The organism is Rubellimicrobium aerolatum (genome assembly GCF_017872975.1).
GTDB classification, from domain to species: Bacteria; Pseudomonadota; Alphaproteobacteria; order Rhodobacterales; family Rhodobacteraceae; genus Rubellimicrobium; species Rubellimicrobium aerolatum.
This window is the reverse complement of the sequence record NZ_JAGGJP010000029.1, coordinates 1-19065: the sequence shown is the minus strand read 5'-3', so window position 1 is coordinate 19065 and position 19065 is coordinate 1. Positions and strand designations below refer to the sequence as shown.

The following is a 19065-nucleotide window of genomic DNA, read 5'->3' as shown; positions in this document are numbered from 1 at the left end:
GGCGGGTCTTCGTATTTTCTGGGCTTGCGCTCCCCTGGGTTGCTCGATCGCGCCGCTCCGTGAGTCCGGGCGGCCTTCCGGCCACAGTGCCGGAGGGAGAACGGGCAGGCAACGCCTTTCAGGTTGTGAGCCACGGGGCAGGGGCCTCGGAGGCCTCCGCGGAGGGCCGGTCAAGGCCTTCCGCAGCGAAGCGAGGACAGGCCTTGACGGGACCGCAGCGGCCCACGCTCCCCCGCGTCCCTTCCGAGGCCCCTGGCATCGGAAGGGACTGCCCAGCGGCGAGCGTTCTTTCGTCTGCCGAGCGCCGCCGGGGCGGGATCAGTCGAAGAAGCCCCAGAAGCCCCCGCCCGCCTCCTCCGGTCCATGCTCCTCGTTGGTGAGCCCATTGACGTAGAGCACCATGTTGACGGGCTCGAACTCCAGGCCGTGGAACTTGGCCGCCAGCCGCCCACCCCGGTCGATGACGTGGAACACCGCGCCGTGCATCTGCTGGCCGTCCTCAGTGGGCGTGAAGGTGTTGGCGTAGGCCTCCGACAGCGCGCGCGTGGCGTCCTCCGCGTCCTCGGGGCGGATCGTGAGGAAGCGCCAGTTGAAGGGGTCGAGCCCCTGCGCCTCGCCGTAGGCCCGCATCACCTCGGGGGTGTCGGCGGTGGGGTCGGTGGTCACGGTGACGAACTCGACCATGTCGCGCATGGGCGAGGCGTTCACCTTCCCCTGCACGTCGGCCATCACCTGACTCTGGAGCGGGCACAGGTCGGTGCAGCTCGCGAACACGAAGTCGAGCACCACGACCTTGTCGGCGAAGTCCGCGAGATTGACCGGGGCGCCGTCCATGTTCACGAGGTCGAAGGGCGGCGCCGGCTGGTCGATGACCTGGAAGAAGCGCTCCTCGCCCAGCATGTAGCTGTCGATGCCCGCGGCCTCGTCATGCGCCCGCGCCGCCGGGGCTAAGGCCAGAAGGGCAAGGATGAGGGCGGTCGGGAACGTGCGGCGCATGGGGTCTCTCCTTTGCGGCGCCAGCTAGGGGCCGACGCAGCGCCTGTCCACGCCCGGCGGTGTCGCAGGGTCAGGGTGGTGGCGAGGCCATGGACCGTCATCGCTTCAGCCCTCCCGGGAGGGGTCGAAGGCCAGGAGCCGGAGCGCGTTCAGCGTCACCAGCACCGTGGCGCCGGTGTCGGCCAGGATGGCGATCCAGAGCCCGGTGACGCCCAGCACTGTGGTGACGAGGAACACGGCCTTGAGCCCGAGGGCCACCGCGACGTTCTGGCGGATGTTGCCCATGGTGGCGCGGGCGAGGCGGATCATGGCAGGCACGTCGGCCACGCGGTTCCTGAGGATCGCGGCGTCGGCGGTCTCGAGCGCCACGTCGGTGCCCGAGCCCATGGCCACGCCCACGCTCGACTGTGCCAATGCCGGCGCGTCGTTGATGCCGTCGCCGATCATCATCACGCCGCCATGGTCCGCCATGTCCCGGATGGCCTTGACCTTGTCCTCTGGCATCAGCTCGGCGCGGTGGTCGAGCCCGAGCCCGCCCGCGATGGCTGCGGCGGTGCGGGGATTGTCGCCCGTCAGCATGATCCCCTCGATGCCGAGCGCGCGGAGCTGGCGGATGGCGTCGGCCGCGTCCGCGCGCGGCTCGTCGCGCATGGCCACGAGCCCCAAGCTCCGGCGCTCGCGGTAGACCACCACGACGGTTTTGCCCTCGGCCTCCAGCGCGGTGGCGGCCCGGATGCCCTCGCCGTCGAGAGCACCGCTCTCGGCTGCGAACTTGGGCGAGCCGACCCAGGCCTTCTCGTCGCCTACCATCGCCTCGACCCCCTTGCCGACGATGGCGCGGGCTCCGGTGGCAGCGAGAGCCGCCACCTTCGCGGCTTCGGCGCGCGCGAGGATCGCCATGGCGAGCGGATGGCTCGATCCCGCCTCGACCCCGGCCGCCACGGCCAGCACCTCGGCCTCGGTGGCCCCCGCCAGGGGGATCACGTCGGTGACGGACGGACGGCCCACCGTCAGAGTGCCGGTCTTGTCGAAGGCCACGCGCGTGGCCTTGGCGGCGGCCTCGATGACCGCGCCACCCTTCATCAGCAAGCCCCGCCGCGCGCCTGACGACAGGCCCGAGGCGATGGAGGCCGGCACCGAGATCACCAGCGCGCAGGGGCAGCCGATCAGCAGCAGCGCCAGCCCACGATAGACCCATGTGCCCCAGTCGCCCCCCATGAAGAGCGGCGGCACCACGATGACCAGAAGCGCCACGCCGACGATGGCCGGCATGTACCAGCGCGAGAAGCGGTCGATGAACCGCTCGGTCGGCGCCCGGGCGCTCTCGGCCTCTTCCACCAGCGCGATGATGCGCGAGATGGTGTTGTCCTCGGCCGCCTTGGTGACGCGGACGCGCAAGGCGGCCTCGGCGTTGATGCTCCCTGCGAAGACGGGATCACCTGGCCCGCGCGTGACCGGCACGCTCTCGCCTGTCACCGGGCTCTGGTCCACGCCGGACGTGCCCTCCACCACCTCGCCGTCAGCCGCGATGCGGTCGCCGGGGCGGGCCAGGATCACCTGGCCCACTCGGAGCGAGGCCGCCGGCACCTCACGCGTGGCGCCGTCCTCGCCTATGAGGAGCGCGGACTTCGGCACCAGGTCCGAGAGCGCCCGGATCGAGGCCCGCGCCCGGTTGGCGGCCACGCCCTCCAGCACCTCGCCCACGGCGAACAGGAACACCACGAGAGCCGCCTCCTCGGCCGCGCCGATGAACAGCGCGCCGGTGGCGGCGATGGTCATCAGCATCTCGATGGTGAAGGGCAGGCCCGCCCGCAGCGCGGCGAAGGCGCGCCGCGCGACGGGGGCCACGCCCACGAGGGTCGCGGCGAAGAAGGCCCAATAGCCCAGCTCGGCGCTCGTCAGCAGCTCAACGCCCCAGGCCAGCGCCAGAAGCGCGCCCGTCAGGATCACCAACCGGCCTTTGGCCGTCTGGTGCCAGCTCTTGTCCCGGTCGGCAGGATCGTCGTGGGCGTGGCCCGCCTCGCCGTGGCCCTCGTCGGCCGAGCCGGATGCGGCGACGTCGGTGCCGATGGCCGCGGCCGGTCCTGCCGCCGCGCCGGCCGTGAGCGCGGCCTGGGCGCCGGGGACGGCCGCAGCGGCGCCCCCTACGGCTTGGTCCGCCTGCCCCGGCAGCACGAAGGGGCGGCGCGCCGTCTCGGGCGCGGCGACGCCGTAGCCCAAGGCCCGCACGGTCGCCTCGACGCCCTCGCGCGAGGTCCGCGCCGGGTCGAGCACGAGGCGCAGCCGCTCGCGCATCGGCAGCACCTCGACGGCGCTGACACCGGGCAGGCGCTCGACGGCGCTGCGCACCTTGGTCGCGCAGGAGCCGCAGTCCATGCCCGACACCGTCCACTCGCAGGCGATCCCGCCTGGCGTCCCCGCCGCTGCCCTTGCCGTCTTCGCGTCGTCGTCCATCATGCTTCTCCCGGGCCCCGAGTCGGGCCGGTTGCCGTTGCTGAGCCGCAGACCTAATGTCTCTAGCAGCTAGAGGTTCAAGAGGTATCTCGTGCTCACCATCGGCAAGCTGGGGCAGGCCACCGGCACCAAGGTGCCCACCATCCGCTACTACGAGCAGGTCGGGCTCCTGCCTCGGCCGGAGCGCTCGTCGGGCAACCAGCGGCTCTACGGGCGGGCGGCCCAAGGGAGGCTCGCCTTCATCCGCCACGCGCGCGAGCTGGGCTTTCCGCTCGACGCCATCCGCGAGCTGCTGAGCCTCCAGGACCGCCCGGACCAGCCCTGCGCCGCGGCCGACCTGATCGCCCGCCGCCAGCTCGCGGCCGTCGAGGCGCGCCTCGCGCGCCTGCGGTCCCTCAAGGGCGAGCTGGAGCGCATGGTGGCGCAGTGCGCCCACGGCACCGTGGCCGACTGCCGCGTGATCGAGACGCTGGCGGACCACGGGCTCTGCGAGGGCGCGCACGAGGTGGCGCCGGCCGCGACCGGCGGCGTCGCGCTTTCCTGATCGGGGGCTCGGGCTCCGCGTGCTACCTCTCCCCCGTTCCTGACCGAAAGGCCGACCCTATGACGCTCACCCGACCGACCCGCCGCGCCACCCTACTGGGCCTGACCGCGATGGCCGCGGCCTCTGCGCTGCCCCTGCGCGCGCAAGCCCCGGTCGGCACGGTCGCGGTGCTCAAGGACCCAGGCTGCGGCTGCTGCGAGGCTTGGGCCGACACGCTGCGCGCCGAGGGCTTCGTTGTCACCGTCGAGGAGGCGGACAACGACGCAATGGAGCGTGCGCGGATCGTGGGCAGCGTGCCCGGCGACCTCTACGGCTGCCACACCGGCCGCATGGGCGAGCTGGTCATCGAGGGCCACGTGCCGGCCGCCGACATTCTCCGCCTGTCTGCCGAGGCGCCGGATGCCGCGGGCCTCGCGGTGGCGGGGATGCCGATGGGCTCGCCGGGCATGGAGACGGACGGGATGCGGGACGCCTTCGACGTGGTGCTCTGGCGCCGCGACGGCACGACCGAAGTGTTCGCGAGCTACCCGGCCGCGTGACGGCACGCGCTGCCGGGCGCTGCTGAGGCCGTCCAGGTCTCAGCCTAGCCCTGATACCCCCGCCGCCGCTTGGCCCCTGCCATCCGCTCCAGCTCAGCGCGCGCGGCCTCGGGCTCCGCGAACCAGTCGGCCCGCCGTCGCCCTGGGCTCCCGATCCGCCCCCAGGCCCGCTCCACCCCCGGCTCGCCAAACAAGCTGGTGGCGAGCGCCACGCTGTAGAAGCGGCGCATGTTGCACGCCGGCTCCACGCGAGTGAGCACCACGGGCGCAGCCGGGGCGGGGCCAGGGTCGGCACGATCTGCGGGCGCATCGGGGCAGGCATCCTGCGCCGCCAGCCAATCCAGGAGGTCGAGCTGCACGGGCTGCGCACGCCTGTCCTTCATGCGCAGAGCCGCCCGATGGTGGCGTGGTGGACGTTGAAGCTCCGGGCGATGCTCGACAGGCTCTCGCCCTCGTCGTGCCGACGCCTGGCTTCGCGCTGCTGGTGCGGCGTGAGCTTGTGCGGCCGGCCCATCTTACGCCCTTCCCTCTTGGCCCTCTCTCGGCCTTCTGAGGTGCGCGCCCGGATCAGCTCGCGCTCGAACTCCGCAAGGCCCGCCAGCACCGTCAGCATGAGCCGCCCGTGCGGGGTGGTGGTATCGGCCCAGGCATCCCCTAAGCTACGGAACGCAGCACCCCTCTCAGCCAGGGCCGCCAGCACATTCAAGAGGTCCCGCGTGCTCCGGGCCAGCCGGTCGAGCCGCGTGACCACCACCACGTCGCCGTGCTCCACCTCGCGCAGGAGCTTGGCGAGCTGCGCACGGTCCGCCTTGGCGCCCGAGGCGGTCTCGCGGAACACGCGCGTGGCCCCCGCCGCGTGGAGCTGGTCGAGCTGTGCTGCGAGCGACTGGCCGTCCGTGCTCACCCTCGCGTAGCCCAGAAGCCGGCCGCTTGGGACGGCGACGGTAGCAGGTGCGCCGGGGGCTTGCGGGGGCTCTACTTTCGCGCAGGACATAAGCGCGGCCTAACCCTTTGTAGCGCTTAGGTCCAGCGCACGGATCGAAACTCACGAGTTTAGCGAACATTTAAACTCCACCGACCCTCTAGGGGAACCTACAGCCTCACCGTCCTGAGCCGCAGCGCATTGGCGATCACCGACACCGACGACAGGCTCATGGCCAGCGCCGCCAGCATGGGCGACAGCAACAAGCCGATAAACGGGTAAAGCACCCCGGCCGCGACCGGCACGCCCAGGGCGTTGTAGATGAAGGCGAAGAACAGGTTCTGCCTGATATTCCGAATGGTCGCCCGGCTGAGGCGGCGCGCCTTGACGAGGCCCCCGAGGTCACCCCGGATCAGCGTGACGCCCGCGCTCTCCACCGCCACGTCCGCCCCCGTGCCCATGGCGATGCCCACGTCCGCCTGCGCAAGGGCGGGCGCGTCGTTCACCCCGTCCCCGGCCATGGCCACCGTACGGCCCTCGCTTTGAAGGCGCTGGATCACGGCGTGCTTGTCCTCGGGCAGCACGTCCGCGATCACCTCGTCGATGCCGACCTGTTCGGCCACCGCGCGAGCTGTGCGGGCGTTGTCGCCGGTCAGCATGACGATGCGCAGCCCGTCGGCGTGCAGCGCCCGGATCGCCTCGGCCGTGGTGGCCTTGAGCGGATCGGCCACGGCGATCACACCGGCAGCGCGGCCATCGAGCGCCACGAACATGGCCGTCTCCCCTCGGGCGCGCCGCGCGTCGGCGACCTGCGCCAGGGGCGTGGGATCGGCCCCGACCGCCTGCATCATCGCGGCGTTGCCGATGGCCACCTCGCGACCCGCCACCCGGCCCCGCACGCCCTTGCCCGTCAGGCTCTCGAAGTTCTCGGCCTCGGGGGCCTCCACGCCCCGCTCGGCCGCGCCCGTCACGATAGCCCGCGCCAGCGGGTGCTCCGACAGGCGCTCCAGCCCCGCAACCCCCGTCAGGAGGTCGCGCTCGCTGAACCCGGAAACCAGCTCCACCCCAACCAAGGCCGGGCGGCCCTCGGTCAGCGTCCCGGTCTTGTCCACCACCAGGGTGTCCACGGCCGCAAAGCGCTCGATGGCCTCGGCGTTCTTGATGAGCACGCCCGCCTGTGCGCCCTTGCCCACCCCCACCATGATTGACATGGGCGTGGCGAGCCCCAAGGCGCAGGGGCAGGCGATGATGAGCACCGACACCGCCGCCACCAGCCCAAAGGTCAGGGACGGCTCCGGCCCCCAGGCCCACCAGGCCGTGAAGGCCAGCGCGGCCACCACGATTACCAGGGGCACGAACCAGCCCGAAACCCGGTCGGCGAGCTTCTGGATCGGCGCCTGGCTGCGCTGCGCCTCGGCCACCATCTGCACGATGCGAGCGAGCATCGTGTCGGCGCCCACCCGCTCCGCCCGCATCACGAAGGCGCCCACCTGGTTGATCGAGCCCCCCGTAACGGCATCGCCTTCCGCCTTGGTCACGGGGATGGGCTCGCCGGTGATCATGGACTCGTCAACCGTCGAGCGCCCCTCCAGCACCGCGCCGTCCACGGGGATGCTCTCGCCTGGCTTCACGCGCAGCCGGTCGCCGGCCACGACCTGCTCCAGGGGCACGTCCTCGTCCCAGCCGTCCTCGGCGAGGCGGTGCGCGGTCTTGGGCGCAAGGTCGAGGAGCGCCCGGATGGCGGAGCCGGTCCTTTCCCGCGCCCGCAGCTCCAGCACCTGCCCCAGGAGCACCAAGGTCACGATCACGGCCGCCGCCTCGTAGTAGACCGCCACCTCGCCCTCGTGCCCCCGCAACTGCGCAGGGAAGAGCCCGGGCGCCAGCGTCGCCACCACCGAATAAGCGTAGGCCACGCCCACACCCAAGCCGATCAGCGTGAACATGTTGAGGTGCCGCGTTCGCACCGAGGCCCAGCCCCGCACGAAGAAGGGCCAGCCCCCCCAGAGCACCACCGGAGTAGCCAAGGCCAGCTCGATCCAGTCGAGGGCACGCGCCGAGACGAAGGGCTGGTCGGGAAAGAACAGATGCCGCCCCATGGCCACAAGGGCGAGCGGCACCGTCAGCACCGCCGAGACCATGAGACGGCGGCGCATGTCGAGGTATTCCTCGGACGGGCCCTCATCGAGGGATGCGACCTTGGGCTCCAGCGCCATGCCGCAGATGGGGCACGTGCCGGGACCGATCTGCTCGATCTGCGGGTGCATCGGGCAAGTGTAGATCACGTCCTTCGGTCCCGACGCGGGCGCCCGTGGTGCCGGATGGGCGTAGGCCTCAGGCTGGGCCACGAACTTCTGCCGGCACCCGGCCGAGCAGAAGTGGTAGGTCCGGCCTCCGTGCTGGGCATGGTGGGGCGTGGTGGTGGGGTCCACGAACATCCCGCAGACCGGATCGTGAACCTTGGATGCGTCCCCAGCGGTCGCGCGGGTTGCAGGATCATGGGTGCGAGAAACGTGAGCGTCCGCCGCTAAGGGCCCTTGAGGCCCATGGCTGGTTCCGAGCCGGTTGTCGCTCATCTGTCGGTCCCCCTTGTCTGATCCGCATTTGTGAAGCTTGCCTCGCGTGCGGCCGCCTCAGCTTCCGCGACCATCCGGCTCAGGCACCAGCGCGCATAGACGTGGGCACCGATGCGTCCGAGAACGCGGCCCATGGGTGGGCGAGGCAGGTCGTAGTCGATGAAGCACCGCAGACGGCTCCCCTGCCTCTCCACGGCTATGTGAAAGCCGAGCTGGTAGGCACCGAACACCAGCAGTTGCGGCTCCTCGACCGTCTCCCAGACCTTGCGACGCGGCGGGTCGCGCTCCGTCACCACCTCCACGATGCGGAGCCGCAACCCGAGCACTCGGCCTTCGACACGGATCACCGATCCGACCGCACGGCCCTGCGAGGCATCCAGGCGGTACTGCATCGAGCCGCCTAGCATCATGGCGGAGGGACGGGTCATGTGACGCCCGAGCCGAAGTGGATCGTCAAGGGCCGCGAAGATGGCTTCCGGCGGGCCAGGCACGATCCGCTCGACCTCTCTCGCGTAAGGATGGCTCACGTTGGCCCCCATGGTGTGGCTTGTGGCTGGCCCTCCCCAGTGCTGCTGCATCGGGAAGGGCCTTACGAGCAGGCTCAGCAGCGACCCGAGCTGCTCATTCCGAGGCTGCCGGGGGTTCCACGCCCATGCGCTCCAGCATGGCGCGCATCTCGGCGATCTCCTGCTCCTGCGCGTCGATGATGGCCTGCGCCATGGCGCGGGTCTCCTCGTCGTCGCCGTGCTCCAGCTCGGCGCGGGCCATGTCGATGGCGCTCTGGTGGTGGGGGATCATCATCAAGAGAAAGTCCGCGTCGGGGTCGCCCGAGGACTCCATGGGCATCGTCTGCATCATCGTCTGCATCGCGCCCATCATGCCCTGCATGTGCTCGGGCATCGCGCTCATGTCCATCTGGCCCATGGCGCCGTGGTCCATCATCTGTCCGCTCCCGCCGGACTGGTCGTCCTGAGCCGAGGCGAGGCTGGCCGTCAGCGCCAGGACGCCTCCGGCGATCAGCGTGGCAAGCTTGGTCATGTCAGGTTCCTTCCATTCTGCATGAGGCCCTCTGGGCGGCCAGCGGACTGGCCAGAGGCAGATCGGGGCCGAGGGCCGGAGCACCCCGATCAGACTCGTGAGCATCTGGACCGTTTGGCCCAAGGGACGACCTTCGGCCGCTCAGTCCGAGGTGCCTGGTAGGTAGACGACGCCGTTCGGGCCATCGCCCACCGGTACGGTCGCGAGGACGCTCCGCGTGGTCAGGTCGATGATCGAAAGACTGTCGGCGCGGATGTCCGTCACGAAGGCGGCCTGGTCGCTGACGCTGACCCCATGTGGGCCGTCGCCGACGCTGATTGTCGCCACGACGCCATTGCTCGCGACGTCGATCACGGACACCTGGTCCGACGGCTCGTCCTCGAAGCCCTCGTTGGCCACGTAGACGCTGCGACCGTCAGGCGTGGCGTGGACCTGGATCGGGCCGTTGCCGACCGGGACCCTGGCCATGACCTCGCGCGTCGCGGTGTCGATCACCGCCACCGCATCCTCGTCGCGCAGCGAGACATAGGCCCGGCTCCCATCGGGCAGGAAGCCCACCTGGACCGGCGCCGCGCCGACGACGATCCGCGCTACCTCGGCTTGGCTGGCGAGGTCGATGACCGAGACGGTCCCGTCCTCGACATTGGCAACGTAAAGCTCTCCCCCCAGCGGGCTGGCGCGCAGGCCATGGGGGTAGTCGCCGGTCGCGATGGTGCCGACGACCTCCCGCAAGGCCAGGTCGATCACCGACACGGTGTCGTCCCCGGCGTTCGTGACAAAGGCGCGACGGCCCTCGGTGTCCGTGACCACATGGGCCGGGTGGCTCCCCACGGGGATCTCGGCCACGGAGCCCGTCGCAGGCTCCGTGGCATCCAGAAGAATGAGCAGGCCCGGGCTGGCCTCGCCTTCGTGGGAGTGTTCATGCCCGTGACCCTCGCCCTTCGGCTCGCCCACAGCGAACAGCCATCGGCCGTCTGGACTGGCATCGACGTTGTGAGGCGCCACGGGGACGGGGACCGTGGCGACGCTCCCCGTCGCAAGGTCGACCAGGCTCAGGGACCCGCCGTTCTGGTCGGCGGTCACGACCCGTCCGCTAAGGCCAGCAGAACTTGCCTCCAGGCTCTGTGCCAAGCCAGGAGTAGCGGTGATGGCGCCTACAAAGAGGCCGACCGCAGCGGCCGTCCAGGGCGATAGGGAGAAGCATGTCATAGTGGAACTCCCGTTCCAAGGCGTGAAAGGTTGGGGTGAGGAGGCGGCAGCCCGACAGGGCTCTCCCTGCCGTGCATGGGCTACGCCGGGGCGGGGCCGCGCGGCCCCGCCAGAGATCAGCCGCTGTTACGCGTGGCCTCGGCCTGATAGGCCCGTTCCCGCTCCGGCCAGGTGCTCTTGATGTAGGCCAGCACGGCCTCGGTCTCGGTGTCCGAGAGGAGGCCACCGAAGGCCGGCATGTCGCTCTGGTAGCCGGGCACGAGGGCCGCGAGGCCCTCCCGGGTGATCCGAAGAAGATCTTGGTCGGAGTGGTGCCAGGTGTGGCCCGAGGCGTCATGGGGCGGCGCCGGCAGCCGTCCATCAGGGCCGGGGCTTGTCCAGTCCGGCTGGCCTTCGAGGTTCGCGCCGTGGCAGGCCGCGCAGTGCGCCGCGTAAAGCTCCTGCCCGAGCTGGAGGGTGTCCGCGTCCACAGCACGGCCAAGGACCTCGACCGGTGGGTCGGACGGGTTCTCCGCCCATCCCCGTCCGACCAAGAGGCCGAGGGCCGCCGCACCGCCGAGGGCAAGGACCACCGACGCGGCGCGTCGGGAGCGGTTCCAAGCTGTCATGTCAACATCCTGACTGGGTTCCGGGCAGCCATGCGCGCGGGCTCCCGCAAGGGCACAAGGCCAGCCACCGATGGGCGGGGCCGCTCAGGTCAGGATGAGGAGGCGGGGCGGAAAGGGGTCGGGCGGGTCGCTTCGGCCGCGCAGGTCGAGGATCGCCGGAACGCCTCGGGGGCCCGAGATCGCCGCACCCACCTCGGGCGCAAAGCTCACCGAAAGGTCGGCGAGCACGGGGGCTACGCAGCCGATGTAGCAGAGGAGACCAGCCTCGTCGCTTGCGCCACCAGCGCGGCAGTCGTGGCAGTGCGCCTTCTCGACGGAACCGGAGTCGTGGACCGTCATGGAGGCCATGCTCAGCGCCATCGTCGTAGTGCTTGCCGCCTGCGTGACCGACCACATGGCGATCACCGCGATTAGCAGGACGACAAGGGCACGGACCATACTCGCCATGCTAGGATGCATGGCTCGCCCTAGCTCAATGTCAATGGCTCCGATGTCGCAGCGGGGAGCTATAGCTCTCGCCAGGGCCGGATGACGATCTTCACGTCCCGGTCGAGACGCGTGAGGAACCCCATCAGCCGCTCCACCGAGAAGCCGTCGAGCCGGTAGTTCACAAGTTGAGATACCTTGGGCTGGGGCAGCCCGAGGAGCACGCCCGCCTCGGCCTGCTTGAGCCGGCGCGCCTTGACGATCTCGTTGATCGCCATGGCGAGGCTGAGCTTGGTCTGCCGCTCCTCGGGGTTGGGCAGGCCAAGGTCGGCGAACACGTTGCCGCTGCCGCGGATGACCTTGACTGGTGGCTCCTCCACGTCGGCCGCCTTCCGCTACGCTGCCCGCCTGGGCAGGTGCCGGATGGCCTCGCCCGCCTCGCGCTCGGCCTGCACCAGCTCCCACTGCGCCTGAAGGGCGAGCCAGAACTGCGGCTCCATCCCGAACCAATGGCCGAGGCGGAGCGCCGTGTCGCCGGTGACGCCCCGCTTGCCTGCAATGATCTGGCTCACCCGGTTGGGCGGCACCGCGATCTGGCGCGCGAACTCTGTGGGGGTGACCCCCAGTTCCTCCAGCTCGTCCTTGAGGACAGTCCCGGGGTGGACGGCTCGCATGAACATGGGTCGGCCCTCCTTGGCCTAGTGGTAGTCCACGATCTCGACCGCGCTCGGGCCCGCCTGCCCGTCCGGCCACTCGAAGCAGACGCGCCACTGGTCGTTGACGCGGATCGACCACTGCCCCGCCCGGTCCCCCTTCAGCGCCTCCAGCCGGTTGGAGGGCAGCACCCGTAGGGCGTCGAGCGAGGGCGCGGCGTTCAGGATCGCGAGCCGCTTGCTGGCCTGCGCCTCGATGCCGCTGAACGGTTTGACGAACTCGCCCATGGCGAACCGCTCCGTCTTCTTGTCGCGGTAGCCCAGGATCATGGGTCACAGAGGTAGTGAGGTTGACGATATACGTCAATCGTCAAGGTGAATGGCCTCACAGCCCGTAGCTGATCCCGTGGCCCCTTGGCTTGAGCGCGTGCTCCTCCCGCCCCTCCTCGTGCGTTCGCTCCCCGTGCGCCTGGCCCTCGCGCCCATGGCCAAGCCCCTCCCGCTCCTGCGCCACCGGCCTGGCGCGGTCCAGCACCTCCCTGAGCTGCTCGCGGATGGCGTCGTGACCCTGGGCCGCCCGGCTGGCGTCCTGCTCCCTGAGCCGCGCCAGTTCCTCGCGCACCTGGTCCACGCCGCGCGCGGGCAGGCCCGCCGCCGGCTCCTCGCGCTCCGTAACGCGCTCTGCCCCCGGCCGTGCCCGGTCCCGCAGGGCCTCCAGCCGCTCGCGGATGGCCTCGGTGCCGAGGCTGCGCTCCCGGCTCTCCCGGTCCAGCCCGTGGGCCGGCGGGCCTGCCGAGAGGCCCGCCTCCCGCTCGTGCTGCGGCCCGTCCTGGGCGTGGTGGGAAGCCTCGCGCGTGCGGAGGCGCTCCAGCCGCTCCTTGATGCTGTCCCGGCTGGCCTGGCGCTCGGCCCGCGAGTCGCGGCCCCGCTCCTCGCCGGGCGCGGGCCCATGGGCGAGGCCGTGGGTGGGGCCGCGCTCCCGCTCCGGCCTGTGCCCCGTCCCGATCCCCTGCCGCTGGGCTGCGGCCCGGAGCGCGGCGAGGCCGGCCCTGATCCGGTCGGCGCCCTCCTCGCGGGCGTGCGCGTAGGTCTCGCGCGCCGCTTCCGCCCTCTGGCGCACCTCCTCGCGCAGGGCCTCCCTCAGCCGCGCCAGCTCGGCCAGCAGGCTGCGGGCCTCCCGCGCCTCGTGCACCTGGGCGCCCCGCTCGGTGACGGGCTGGTATTCCCAGCCCTCCCGCTCGGCCGCGCGCTCCTCGCGTCGCTCGATGGCGCTCACCACGGGGCCGAGCTTCACCTCGGGCGCCCGGTCCAGGTTGTCGGCCCGCGCCTCGTGCCCGAGGCTGCGCGCCTCCTCGCGCTGCACGGCCAGCGTGCGGTGGTCCACGCGCTCGGCGACGTGCGCCTGCTCCAGGGCACGGTTCTGCATCTCGGCCCACCTCTCCCGCATGGCGGCGATCTCCGGCCCGCCGGTCTGCTTGGCGTCGAGCACGCGAGTCTTGTCGGTGAGCCCCTCCCTGCCGAGCGCCCGCGTGGTGGTCAGCACGTGGGCGTGCCAGTTGCGTTGGTCCCCCTCCCGGTGCGGCGCGTGGATCGCCACGTCGGCCGCCACCCCGTAGCGGGAGACGAGCTCGCGGGCGAAGCCCTCCACGAGGAGGCGTCGCCCCGAGGCGTCCAGCTCGTGCGGCAGCGCCAGCTCCCATTCGCGCGCGGTGACGCTGTTGGAGCGGGTCTCGCGCGCTTCGGCGGCGTTCCAGAGCGCCTGGCGGTCGTGGGCCCAGGCGGGCGCGTCCTCGGGCGCCACGATGAATGAGGCCTCCACGCCCTGCTTGGCGCGGTAGTCGTGCACCCGTCCCTCGCGCTCGCACGTGATGCGCTCGGCCGTGCGGTAGGCGATGGCCGCCGTCGCGGACCGCCCCTCCGAGCGGCGCACCGACTTCACGCTGAGGTGATAGCTCGCCACGGCCGCCTCACCCACGCCCGCGCCAGGCGGCGCGCGTGGTGATGGCGAGGCTGTGGGCCAGCGGCGCGGGAGCAGGCGCGCCAGCGCCGCCGCGCGGCTCCGGGCGACCGCGCCAGCAGGAGCCTGGCGGCGGGTGCGGGTGCAACCCGCGGCGAGGCGCGAGCCTCGCCCTGAGCGCCCCGGCCCAGCGAGGCCCGGGGCGCTGGCGCGATCCAACGGCGTCCGTTGGCCGGGGAGGGTTCGGGAGGGCGGGACGCGCCTCCCGATCCGGCGCGCCGCGGCGGACGGGGTCGCCGTCGGCGGGGTGCGCTGCACCCCGGGAGACCGCACGGCAAACCCGCAGGGTTTGCGAAAGTGCGCCCTTCTCCCTCTGGTCGGCGGGCCCTCGCATGACCTCTCCGGGTTGTCCTCGCACTCAGCTTAGAGGAGAGTAAAGGTTCGATCTAGTGCCGCATGAAGGGAGTTCGCCGTGGCAGAGACGGAGCTGGAACGGGCCGAGAAGAGATACGCGCAGGCCAAGGCCAGGCTGCTCGCGCTGAAGAACCGGGCCGCCACCGCCGCCCGCAAGATGGACACGCGGCGCAAGGTCATCCTCGGCGGGGCGCTGGTCGATCTGGCGGGGCGGGATGCGACGGCCGCGGCGATGCTGGACCGGCTCGTGAGGAACCTCCCCCGGGAACAGGACCGCAAGGCGTTCGTGGGGTGGACGCCGGGGGGCGCGCTCCCGGAGGACGGGGCTGCGGATGGCGCTGAGGCAGGAGGTGGGGCGAGCTCGGCCGCGGTCCCTGCTGAACCCGCTCGGGGGGCCTGATCGTGGTTGCCGTCGCCTCCGCCCTCCGTGCCCTCACCCGCTGGGGCACCCTCCTGATCGCCGCCCCGGTCCTCGCCGTCTGGCTCCTGGTCTACCTCGCCATAGCCGTGGTGGTCGGCACCGTCCTCGGCATGATCCTGATCGAGCTGCTGGGCGGGAGCGCCTTCCAGGCCGCCTGGTGGCACGATCCCCTCCTCGTCGCTCTGGCCGGCCTCGCCTGCTTGGTGGCCGCCAACGCCTGGTCGCTGCGCACGGGTGTCCCCCTGCCCTGGCACGCTCGCCCCGGAGCCGATAGCCACGGCTCCGCGCGGTTCGCCACCAAGAAGGAGCGGCGCGCCCTCCAGGACGAGGCCGCCAGCTCGGGCCTCCTGATCGGCCGCGATGCCGAGACGGGCCGCCTCTTGCGCTACTCGGGGCCCGCCCACCTCCTCACCCTCGCCCCCACCCGCTCCGGCAAGGGCGTGGGCACCGTGATCCCCAACCTGCTCGTGGCCGAGCGTTCGGTGCTTTGCATCGACCCCAAGGGCGAGAACGCCCGGATCGCCGGCGAGGCGAGAAGGCGCTTCGGCCCCGTCCACGTCCTCGACCCCTTCGGTGTCACGGGCCTGCCCTCGGCCAGCTACAACCCACTCGGCCGTCTCCCGCCCTTCAGCCCCGACCTGGGCGAGGACGCCGCCTCCCTGGCGGAGGCCCTGGTGGTCGATGCACCTGGGCAGACGGGCGAGGCCCACTGGAACGAGGAGGCCAAGGCGCTCCTCTCCGGCCTGATCCTCTTCGCCGTCTGCCACGAGGACGAGGATCGCCGCACGCTGGCATCCGTGCGTGAGTACCTGACCCTCCCGCCTGAGCGCTTCCGTGAGCTGCTGGGGCTCATGCAGGCGAGCGAGGAGGCCGACGGCCTAGTCGCCCGCGCCGCCAACCGCTTCCTCGGCAAGTCCGACCGCGAGGCCTCGGGCGTGCTCTCCTCGGCGCAGCGGCACACCCACTTCCTCGACAGCCCCCGGATCGTCGCCAGCACGGCGCGCTCCGACTTTTCCTTCGCCAGCCTCCGCCACGAGGTCGCCTCCGTGTTCCTGGTGCTGCCGCCCAATCGCCTCGACGCCTACTCGCGATGGCTGCGCCTCCTGGTGAGCCAGGCGCTCGCGGAGATCGCCCGGGACGCGGAGGCGCACGGCGTGAGCGTGGGCACCCTTTCGGCAAACGGGGCCGCGGCCGGCGCAGCCGCCCTGCCCCATCTGCCGACGCCCGCCCTCTTCCTCCTCGACGAGTTCGCGGCCCTCGGCCGCCTGGAAGCGGTGGAGCGTGCCATGGGCCTCATGGCGGGCTACGGCCTCCAGCTCTGGCCCATCCTCCAGGACATGAGCCAGCTCCGCGCCCTCTACGGGGCTCGGGCCAGCACCTTCGTCGCCAACGCGGGCGTGCTGCAAGCCTTTGGGGTGAATGACCACGAGACGGCGAAGTGGCTAAGCCAGCTCATGGGCCAGGAGACCACCGCCTACGAGACACAGAGCCACCGCCCCGGGGATCCCCCGTCCACCTCGCTCCACCTCACCGGGCGCGACCTCCTTACCCCCGACGAGGTCATGCGCCTGCCCGCACACCTCCAGCTCCTGCGCGTGCAAGGCCAGCCCATGATCCTCGCCCAGAAGCTCCGCTACTTCGCCGATCCCGAGTTCGGAGGCCTCCATGCCGCCCCGCAAGGTCAGTGACCTCCTCGGCACCTCCGCGCCCGCGGTGGACGCGGCCAAGACGCCGGGCCGCGCCCTCGTCTCGACCGCGGCTCCTCCTCCCTCTGGAGTGCCCGGCGCCACCCCGCCGGACGGCACGGCCGCGCTCGCGGCCGAGCTGAACGACCTCACCCGCACCCTCGACGTGCTGGCCACCATCGTGGCCAGCGTGTCCGACCGCGTGGACGGCCAGACCGACGCCTTGGGCAAGCTCACGGGCACCGCGGCCGAGACGCGCCAGGCCGCCTTCGCCGCCCGTGCCCAGTCCGATCCCGGCAAACTGGCCGCCGAGGTCGGGCAGGCCCTCGACCGGGTCCTCCTGCCCCGTCTGGGCGAGCTGTCCGGCGCCGTCGAGCGCTTGGGTCGCATGAGCGAGGAGAGGAACGCCTACGGCAAGCTCCAGGGCCAGGTCATGGACCTCGGGCGCGACCTCCGCCACGCCCGCGAGCGCGCCGCGCTCTGGCGCGCTCGCCTGCCGGGGATCGGCTTGGCCGCGCTGCTCCTGGTGCTCGCCCTCCTTGTCCTCATGCCGCGCTTCGTCATGGCCCATCCCGTAGGCTGCCGCCTCCTAGGCGGGGACTGGCGCGACTGGTCCACCTATGGCGACGGCACCTCCTGCCTGTTCGAGTGGCCGTAGGCAGGACTTTGTAAGCAGTGGCCGGAGCAGGCTCCAGATGAGCTACCCCTTCTTGTGAGGGGTTTCCCATGTTACCCTTTCGGAAACCCGGCGACTTCGACCGGAAGAAAGGGGCAGTTAAGGGCATGGGGTTTACCGCATCAGAGGCGGCCAAGGAGGTCGGCAAGAGCCTTCCAACGATCACCAAAGCCATACAATCTGGCAAGCTCTCCGCGAACGGCGCGAAAGGGGGACCTTACAGCATCGAACCTGCCGAGCTGTTCCGAGTATGGCCTAGGGTTGCCGGCAAGGTTGAAGAAACCCCCAAGTTTCGACCCGAGGAAACCCTAGGAAACCCTAACCCCTTACCGGGCGAAGTTGACCTTCTGCAGGAGAAGCTTCGGTCGGCTCAGGCTCTGAACGAGCGGCTTTCAGATGAGGTGGGCGATCTGCGCGCCCGTCTCGATGCCGAAGGCGAGGAGCGGCGGCGTCTCACGGCTCTCCTGACCTACCAGCCCGAGAAGCCGACGCCAGCTCCGGTCCCTGAGTCCGCTCCTCAGGCCCAAGCTCAGCCTCGCCAGCGCTCCTGGTGGCAGCGCCTAAGAGGTGTCGAGGCCTAAGAGGCTCTGGCCCACCTGGAACAGGGGCTCTGGTCCCTGCTCTCCGATCCACCGTCTCGGCTGCGGGGATAGCCTCCGCCCTTCGCCCCGCAAGGGGCGGGTCCTCGCCATGCTCGCCTCGTCGCCGGCCCGCTGCGCGTGCCGCTCCTGCGGCTGCGCGTGGCTGCGATCCCGGCGCGAATCGCGCCGCCCTTGCGGGGCCAAGGGCTCCGGCTCCTGATCCCGCGCGATGGCGGCTCCGGGAACAGGAAGGAGGCGCGAGGCCCGGCCCGAGGGGCGCTCGCTCGTCTCTCTGCACCGTCGTGGCCCTCTTCTAAGCTCTCAGTTCTGGGTTCTCCCTGCCTGGCGGACTCGCGCTCTGCCTCAAGAGGACGCGGCGCCGCCGCGCTCCCGATCCTGGCCGGTTCGGCCCGCCTGCGCGGCCCGGGTCCTTGCCTCGACGGCCCGCCCCAGCTCGCCTAGCACTCGCGCCAGCCGGTCGTCTTCGACCTCCGCCAAGGGCAGCTCCGAGAGGGGCAGGGCGGCCTTGTGTTCCCGGAGCCATGCCGCCCGGTCCTCGCGCTCCTGCAGGACGTCGTCGGGTAGGGGCGGGGACGACGATAGCCAGTGCCCCAGGAGCTGCGCCGCTCGGGCGGGCAGGCTGAGCCGGTAGGCGTTGCTCACCTGGCGCACGCGGGGGCCGGGCGCGTCCTCCAGCACCTCGACCTTCTCGTGCCGCCTGAGCCAGTCCAGGAAGCCGTGCTCGCGCAAGGCGGAGAGCGCCCGCACCACGGCGTCCTTGGACCGCCGGAGCTTGCCCATGAGGTACAGGATCGAGGGCTCCAGCCGCCCGCTCCTGTAGCTCACCAGGTTGGCCAAGAGCTCCAGCACCTCCAGTGCCACGTGCCCCAGCGGCCCGCGCCGGCGCCCCGCCTGCCGCCCGGCCAGCTCGTAGCGCTTGGCGGCGAGCACCACGCGGCGCACCTCGGGCCGCGCCACCGGGCGCCACCACGCCCCTTCGCAGGTGCCCACGAGCCGCGAGCCGCGGCGCACGGGGTCGCGCGCGCGCCGGCCGCGGCCGGGCGCGCCTGGGCCTGCTTCGAGCAAGGCCCCGATCTGCTTCATCATGTCTGTCCCTCTCCGGCTGTGGGGAGCCGACAGGGGCAGGGCCTCCATGAGGGAGCCGTGGCCTAGCACCAACTTGTGCTCGGGCAAGGCTCCGCCATGGCAAGAAACCTCTTGCGAAAGCCGGGGAGGGCGTGGGAAGCTGATGGTGCAAACAGTCAGCTTTCCTGGCGTCTCCGCCGGATATGAGGCCCGCCCCCGGCGGGTCTTCGTATTTTCTGGGCTTGCGCTCCCCTGGGTTGCTCGATCGCGCCGCTCCGTGAGT

21 protein-coding genes are annotated in these 19065 nt (G+C 71.5%); 6 read left to right on the top strand and 15 right to left on the bottom strand.

The window, feature by feature from the left end:
- Window positions 1–318: 318 nt before the first annotated feature.
- A complete protein-coding gene (locus J2Z33_RS17230) occupies window positions 319–996 on the bottom strand; it encodes an SCO family protein (RefSeq protein ID WP_209843350.1) in 678 nt (225 codons plus the stop codon).
- A 105-nt stretch (window positions 997–1101) separates the two neighbouring features.
- A complete protein-coding gene (locus J2Z33_RS17225) occupies window positions 1102–3450 on the bottom strand; it encodes a heavy metal translocating P-type ATPase (protein ID WP_209843349.1) in 2349 nt (782 codons plus the stop codon).
- 91 nt (window positions 3451–3541) lie between these two features.
- Here J2Z33_RS17225 and J2Z33_RS17220 point away from each other — a divergent pair, with 91 nt between their 5' ends.
- Together J2Z33_RS17220 and J2Z33_RS17215 are read left to right on the top strand one after the other, a co-directional pair.
- Window positions 3542–3994: a MerR family transcriptional regulator gene (locus J2Z33_RS17220; protein ID WP_209843348.1), complete on the top strand. Its 453-nt coding sequence runs from the start codon at window positions 3542–3544 to the stop codon at window positions 3992–3994.
- Between the two features lie 59 nt (window positions 3995–4053).
- On the top strand, window positions 4054–4533 hold the full coding sequence (locus tag J2Z33_RS17215) for a DUF411 domain-containing protein (RefSeq protein ID WP_209843347.1): 480 nt from the start codon (window positions 4054–4056) through the stop codon (window positions 4531–4533).
- Window positions 4534–4577: 44 nt separating this feature from the next.
- On the opposite strand, the gene J2Z33_RS17210 is transcribed toward J2Z33_RS17215, so the two are convergent.
- The 12 genes from J2Z33_RS17210 to mobQ form a co-directional block, all read right to left on the bottom strand.
- A complete protein-coding gene (locus J2Z33_RS17210) occupies window positions 4578–4916 on the bottom strand; it encodes a WGR domain-containing protein (protein ID WP_209843346.1) in 339 nt (112 codons plus the stop codon).
- The gene (locus J2Z33_RS17205) at window positions 4913–5452 is read right to left on the bottom strand and encodes a recombinase family protein (RefSeq protein WP_245218958.1); all 540 of its coding nucleotides are present in this window, start codon (window positions 5450–5452) and stop codon (window positions 4913–4915) included. The genes J2Z33_RS17210 and J2Z33_RS17205 overlap by 4 nt, the downstream gene beginning before the upstream one ends.
- Window positions 5453–5625: 173 nt before the next feature.
- Window positions 5626–8028: a heavy metal translocating P-type ATPase gene (locus J2Z33_RS17200; protein ID WP_209843344.1), complete on the bottom strand. Its 2403-nt coding sequence runs from the start codon at window positions 8026–8028 to the stop codon at window positions 5626–5628.
- A complete protein-coding gene (locus J2Z33_RS17195; protein WP_209843343.1) occupies window positions 8025–8606 on the bottom strand; it encodes an SRPBCC family protein in 582 nt (193 codons plus the stop codon). Before J2Z33_RS17195 ends, J2Z33_RS17200 begins: the two co-directional genes overlap by 4 nt.
- 43 nt (window positions 8607–8649) lie before the next feature.
- A complete protein-coding gene (locus tag J2Z33_RS17190; RefSeq protein ID WP_209843341.1) occupies window positions 8650–9066 on the bottom strand; it encodes a DUF305 domain-containing protein in 417 nt (138 codons plus the stop codon).
- 141 nt (window positions 9067–9207) lie between these two features.
- Window positions 9208–10149, bottom strand: a complete 942-nt coding sequence (locus J2Z33_RS17185; RefSeq protein WP_342454223.1) for a YncE family protein — start codon at window positions 10147–10149, stop codon at window positions 9208–9210.
- Between the two features lie 242 nt (window positions 10150–10391).
- The gene (locus J2Z33_RS17180; RefSeq protein ID WP_209843339.1) at window positions 10392–10883 is read right to left on the bottom strand and encodes a c-type cytochrome; all 492 of its coding nucleotides are present in this window, start codon (window positions 10881–10883) and stop codon (window positions 10392–10394) included.
- 84 nt (window positions 10884–10967) lie between these two features.
- A complete protein-coding gene (locus J2Z33_RS17175; RefSeq protein ID WP_209843338.1) occupies window positions 10968–11330 on the bottom strand; it encodes a hypothetical protein in 363 nt (120 codons plus the stop codon).
- Window positions 11331–11389: 59 nt separating this feature from the next.
- On the bottom strand, window positions 11390–11689 hold the full coding sequence (locus J2Z33_RS17170; protein ID WP_209843337.1) for a helix-turn-helix domain-containing protein: 300 nt from the start codon (window positions 11687–11689) through the stop codon (window positions 11390–11392).
- Window positions 11690–11704: 15 nt separating this feature from the next.
- A complete protein-coding gene (locus tag J2Z33_RS17165) occupies window positions 11705–11989 on the bottom strand; it encodes a HigA family addiction module antitoxin (protein ID WP_209843336.1) in 285 nt (94 codons plus the stop codon).
- An 18-nt stretch (window positions 11990–12007) separates the two neighbouring features.
- On the bottom strand, window positions 12008–12292 hold the full coding sequence (locus J2Z33_RS17160) for a type II toxin-antitoxin system RelE/ParE family toxin (protein ID WP_209843335.1): 285 nt from the start codon (window positions 12290–12292) through the stop codon (window positions 12008–12010).
- Between the two features lie 55 nt (window positions 12293–12347).
- Window positions 12348–13922, bottom strand: coding sequence for a MobQ family relaxase (gene mobQ, locus J2Z33_RS17155; RefSeq protein WP_209843333.1), 1575 nt, complete (start codon window positions 13920–13922; stop codon window positions 12348–12350).
- A gap of 469 nt (window positions 13923–14391) precedes the next feature.
- On the opposite strand from mobQ, the gene J2Z33_RS17150 reads away from it, so the two are divergent.
- The 4 genes from J2Z33_RS17150 (at window position 14392) to J2Z33_RS17135 (ending at window position 17696) form a co-directional block, all read left to right on the top strand.
- Window positions 14392–14733 carry a mobilization protein gene (locus J2Z33_RS17150; protein WP_342454222.1) on the top strand — a complete coding sequence of 114 codons (342 nt, stop codon included), beginning with the start codon at window positions 14392–14394 and terminating at the stop codon, window positions 14731–14733.
- Window positions 14734–14735: 2 nt separating this feature from the next.
- Window positions 14736–16442, top strand: a complete 1707-nt coding sequence (locus J2Z33_RS17145) for a type IV secretory system conjugative DNA transfer family protein (RefSeq protein WP_342454221.1) — start codon at window positions 14736–14738, stop codon at window positions 16440–16442.
- A complete protein-coding gene (locus J2Z33_RS17140) occupies window positions 16420–17097 on the top strand; it encodes a hypothetical protein (protein ID WP_209843331.1) in 678 nt (225 codons plus the stop codon). Before J2Z33_RS17145 ends, J2Z33_RS17140 begins: the two co-directional genes overlap by 23 nt.
- 68 nt (window positions 17098–17165) lie before the next feature.
- Window positions 17166–17696, top strand: coding sequence for a hypothetical protein (locus J2Z33_RS17135; RefSeq protein WP_209843329.1), 531 nt, complete (start codon window positions 17166–17168; stop codon window positions 17694–17696).
- A 363-nt stretch (window positions 17697–18059) separates the two neighbouring features.
- On the opposite strand, the gene J2Z33_RS17130 is transcribed toward J2Z33_RS17135, so the two are convergent.
- Window positions 18060–18803 (bottom strand): helix-turn-helix domain-containing protein, encoded by a 744-nt coding sequence (locus tag J2Z33_RS17130; protein ID WP_209843326.1) that lies wholly within the window; start codon window positions 18801–18803, stop codon window positions 18060–18062.
- Window positions 18804–19065 lie beyond the last annotated feature (262 nt).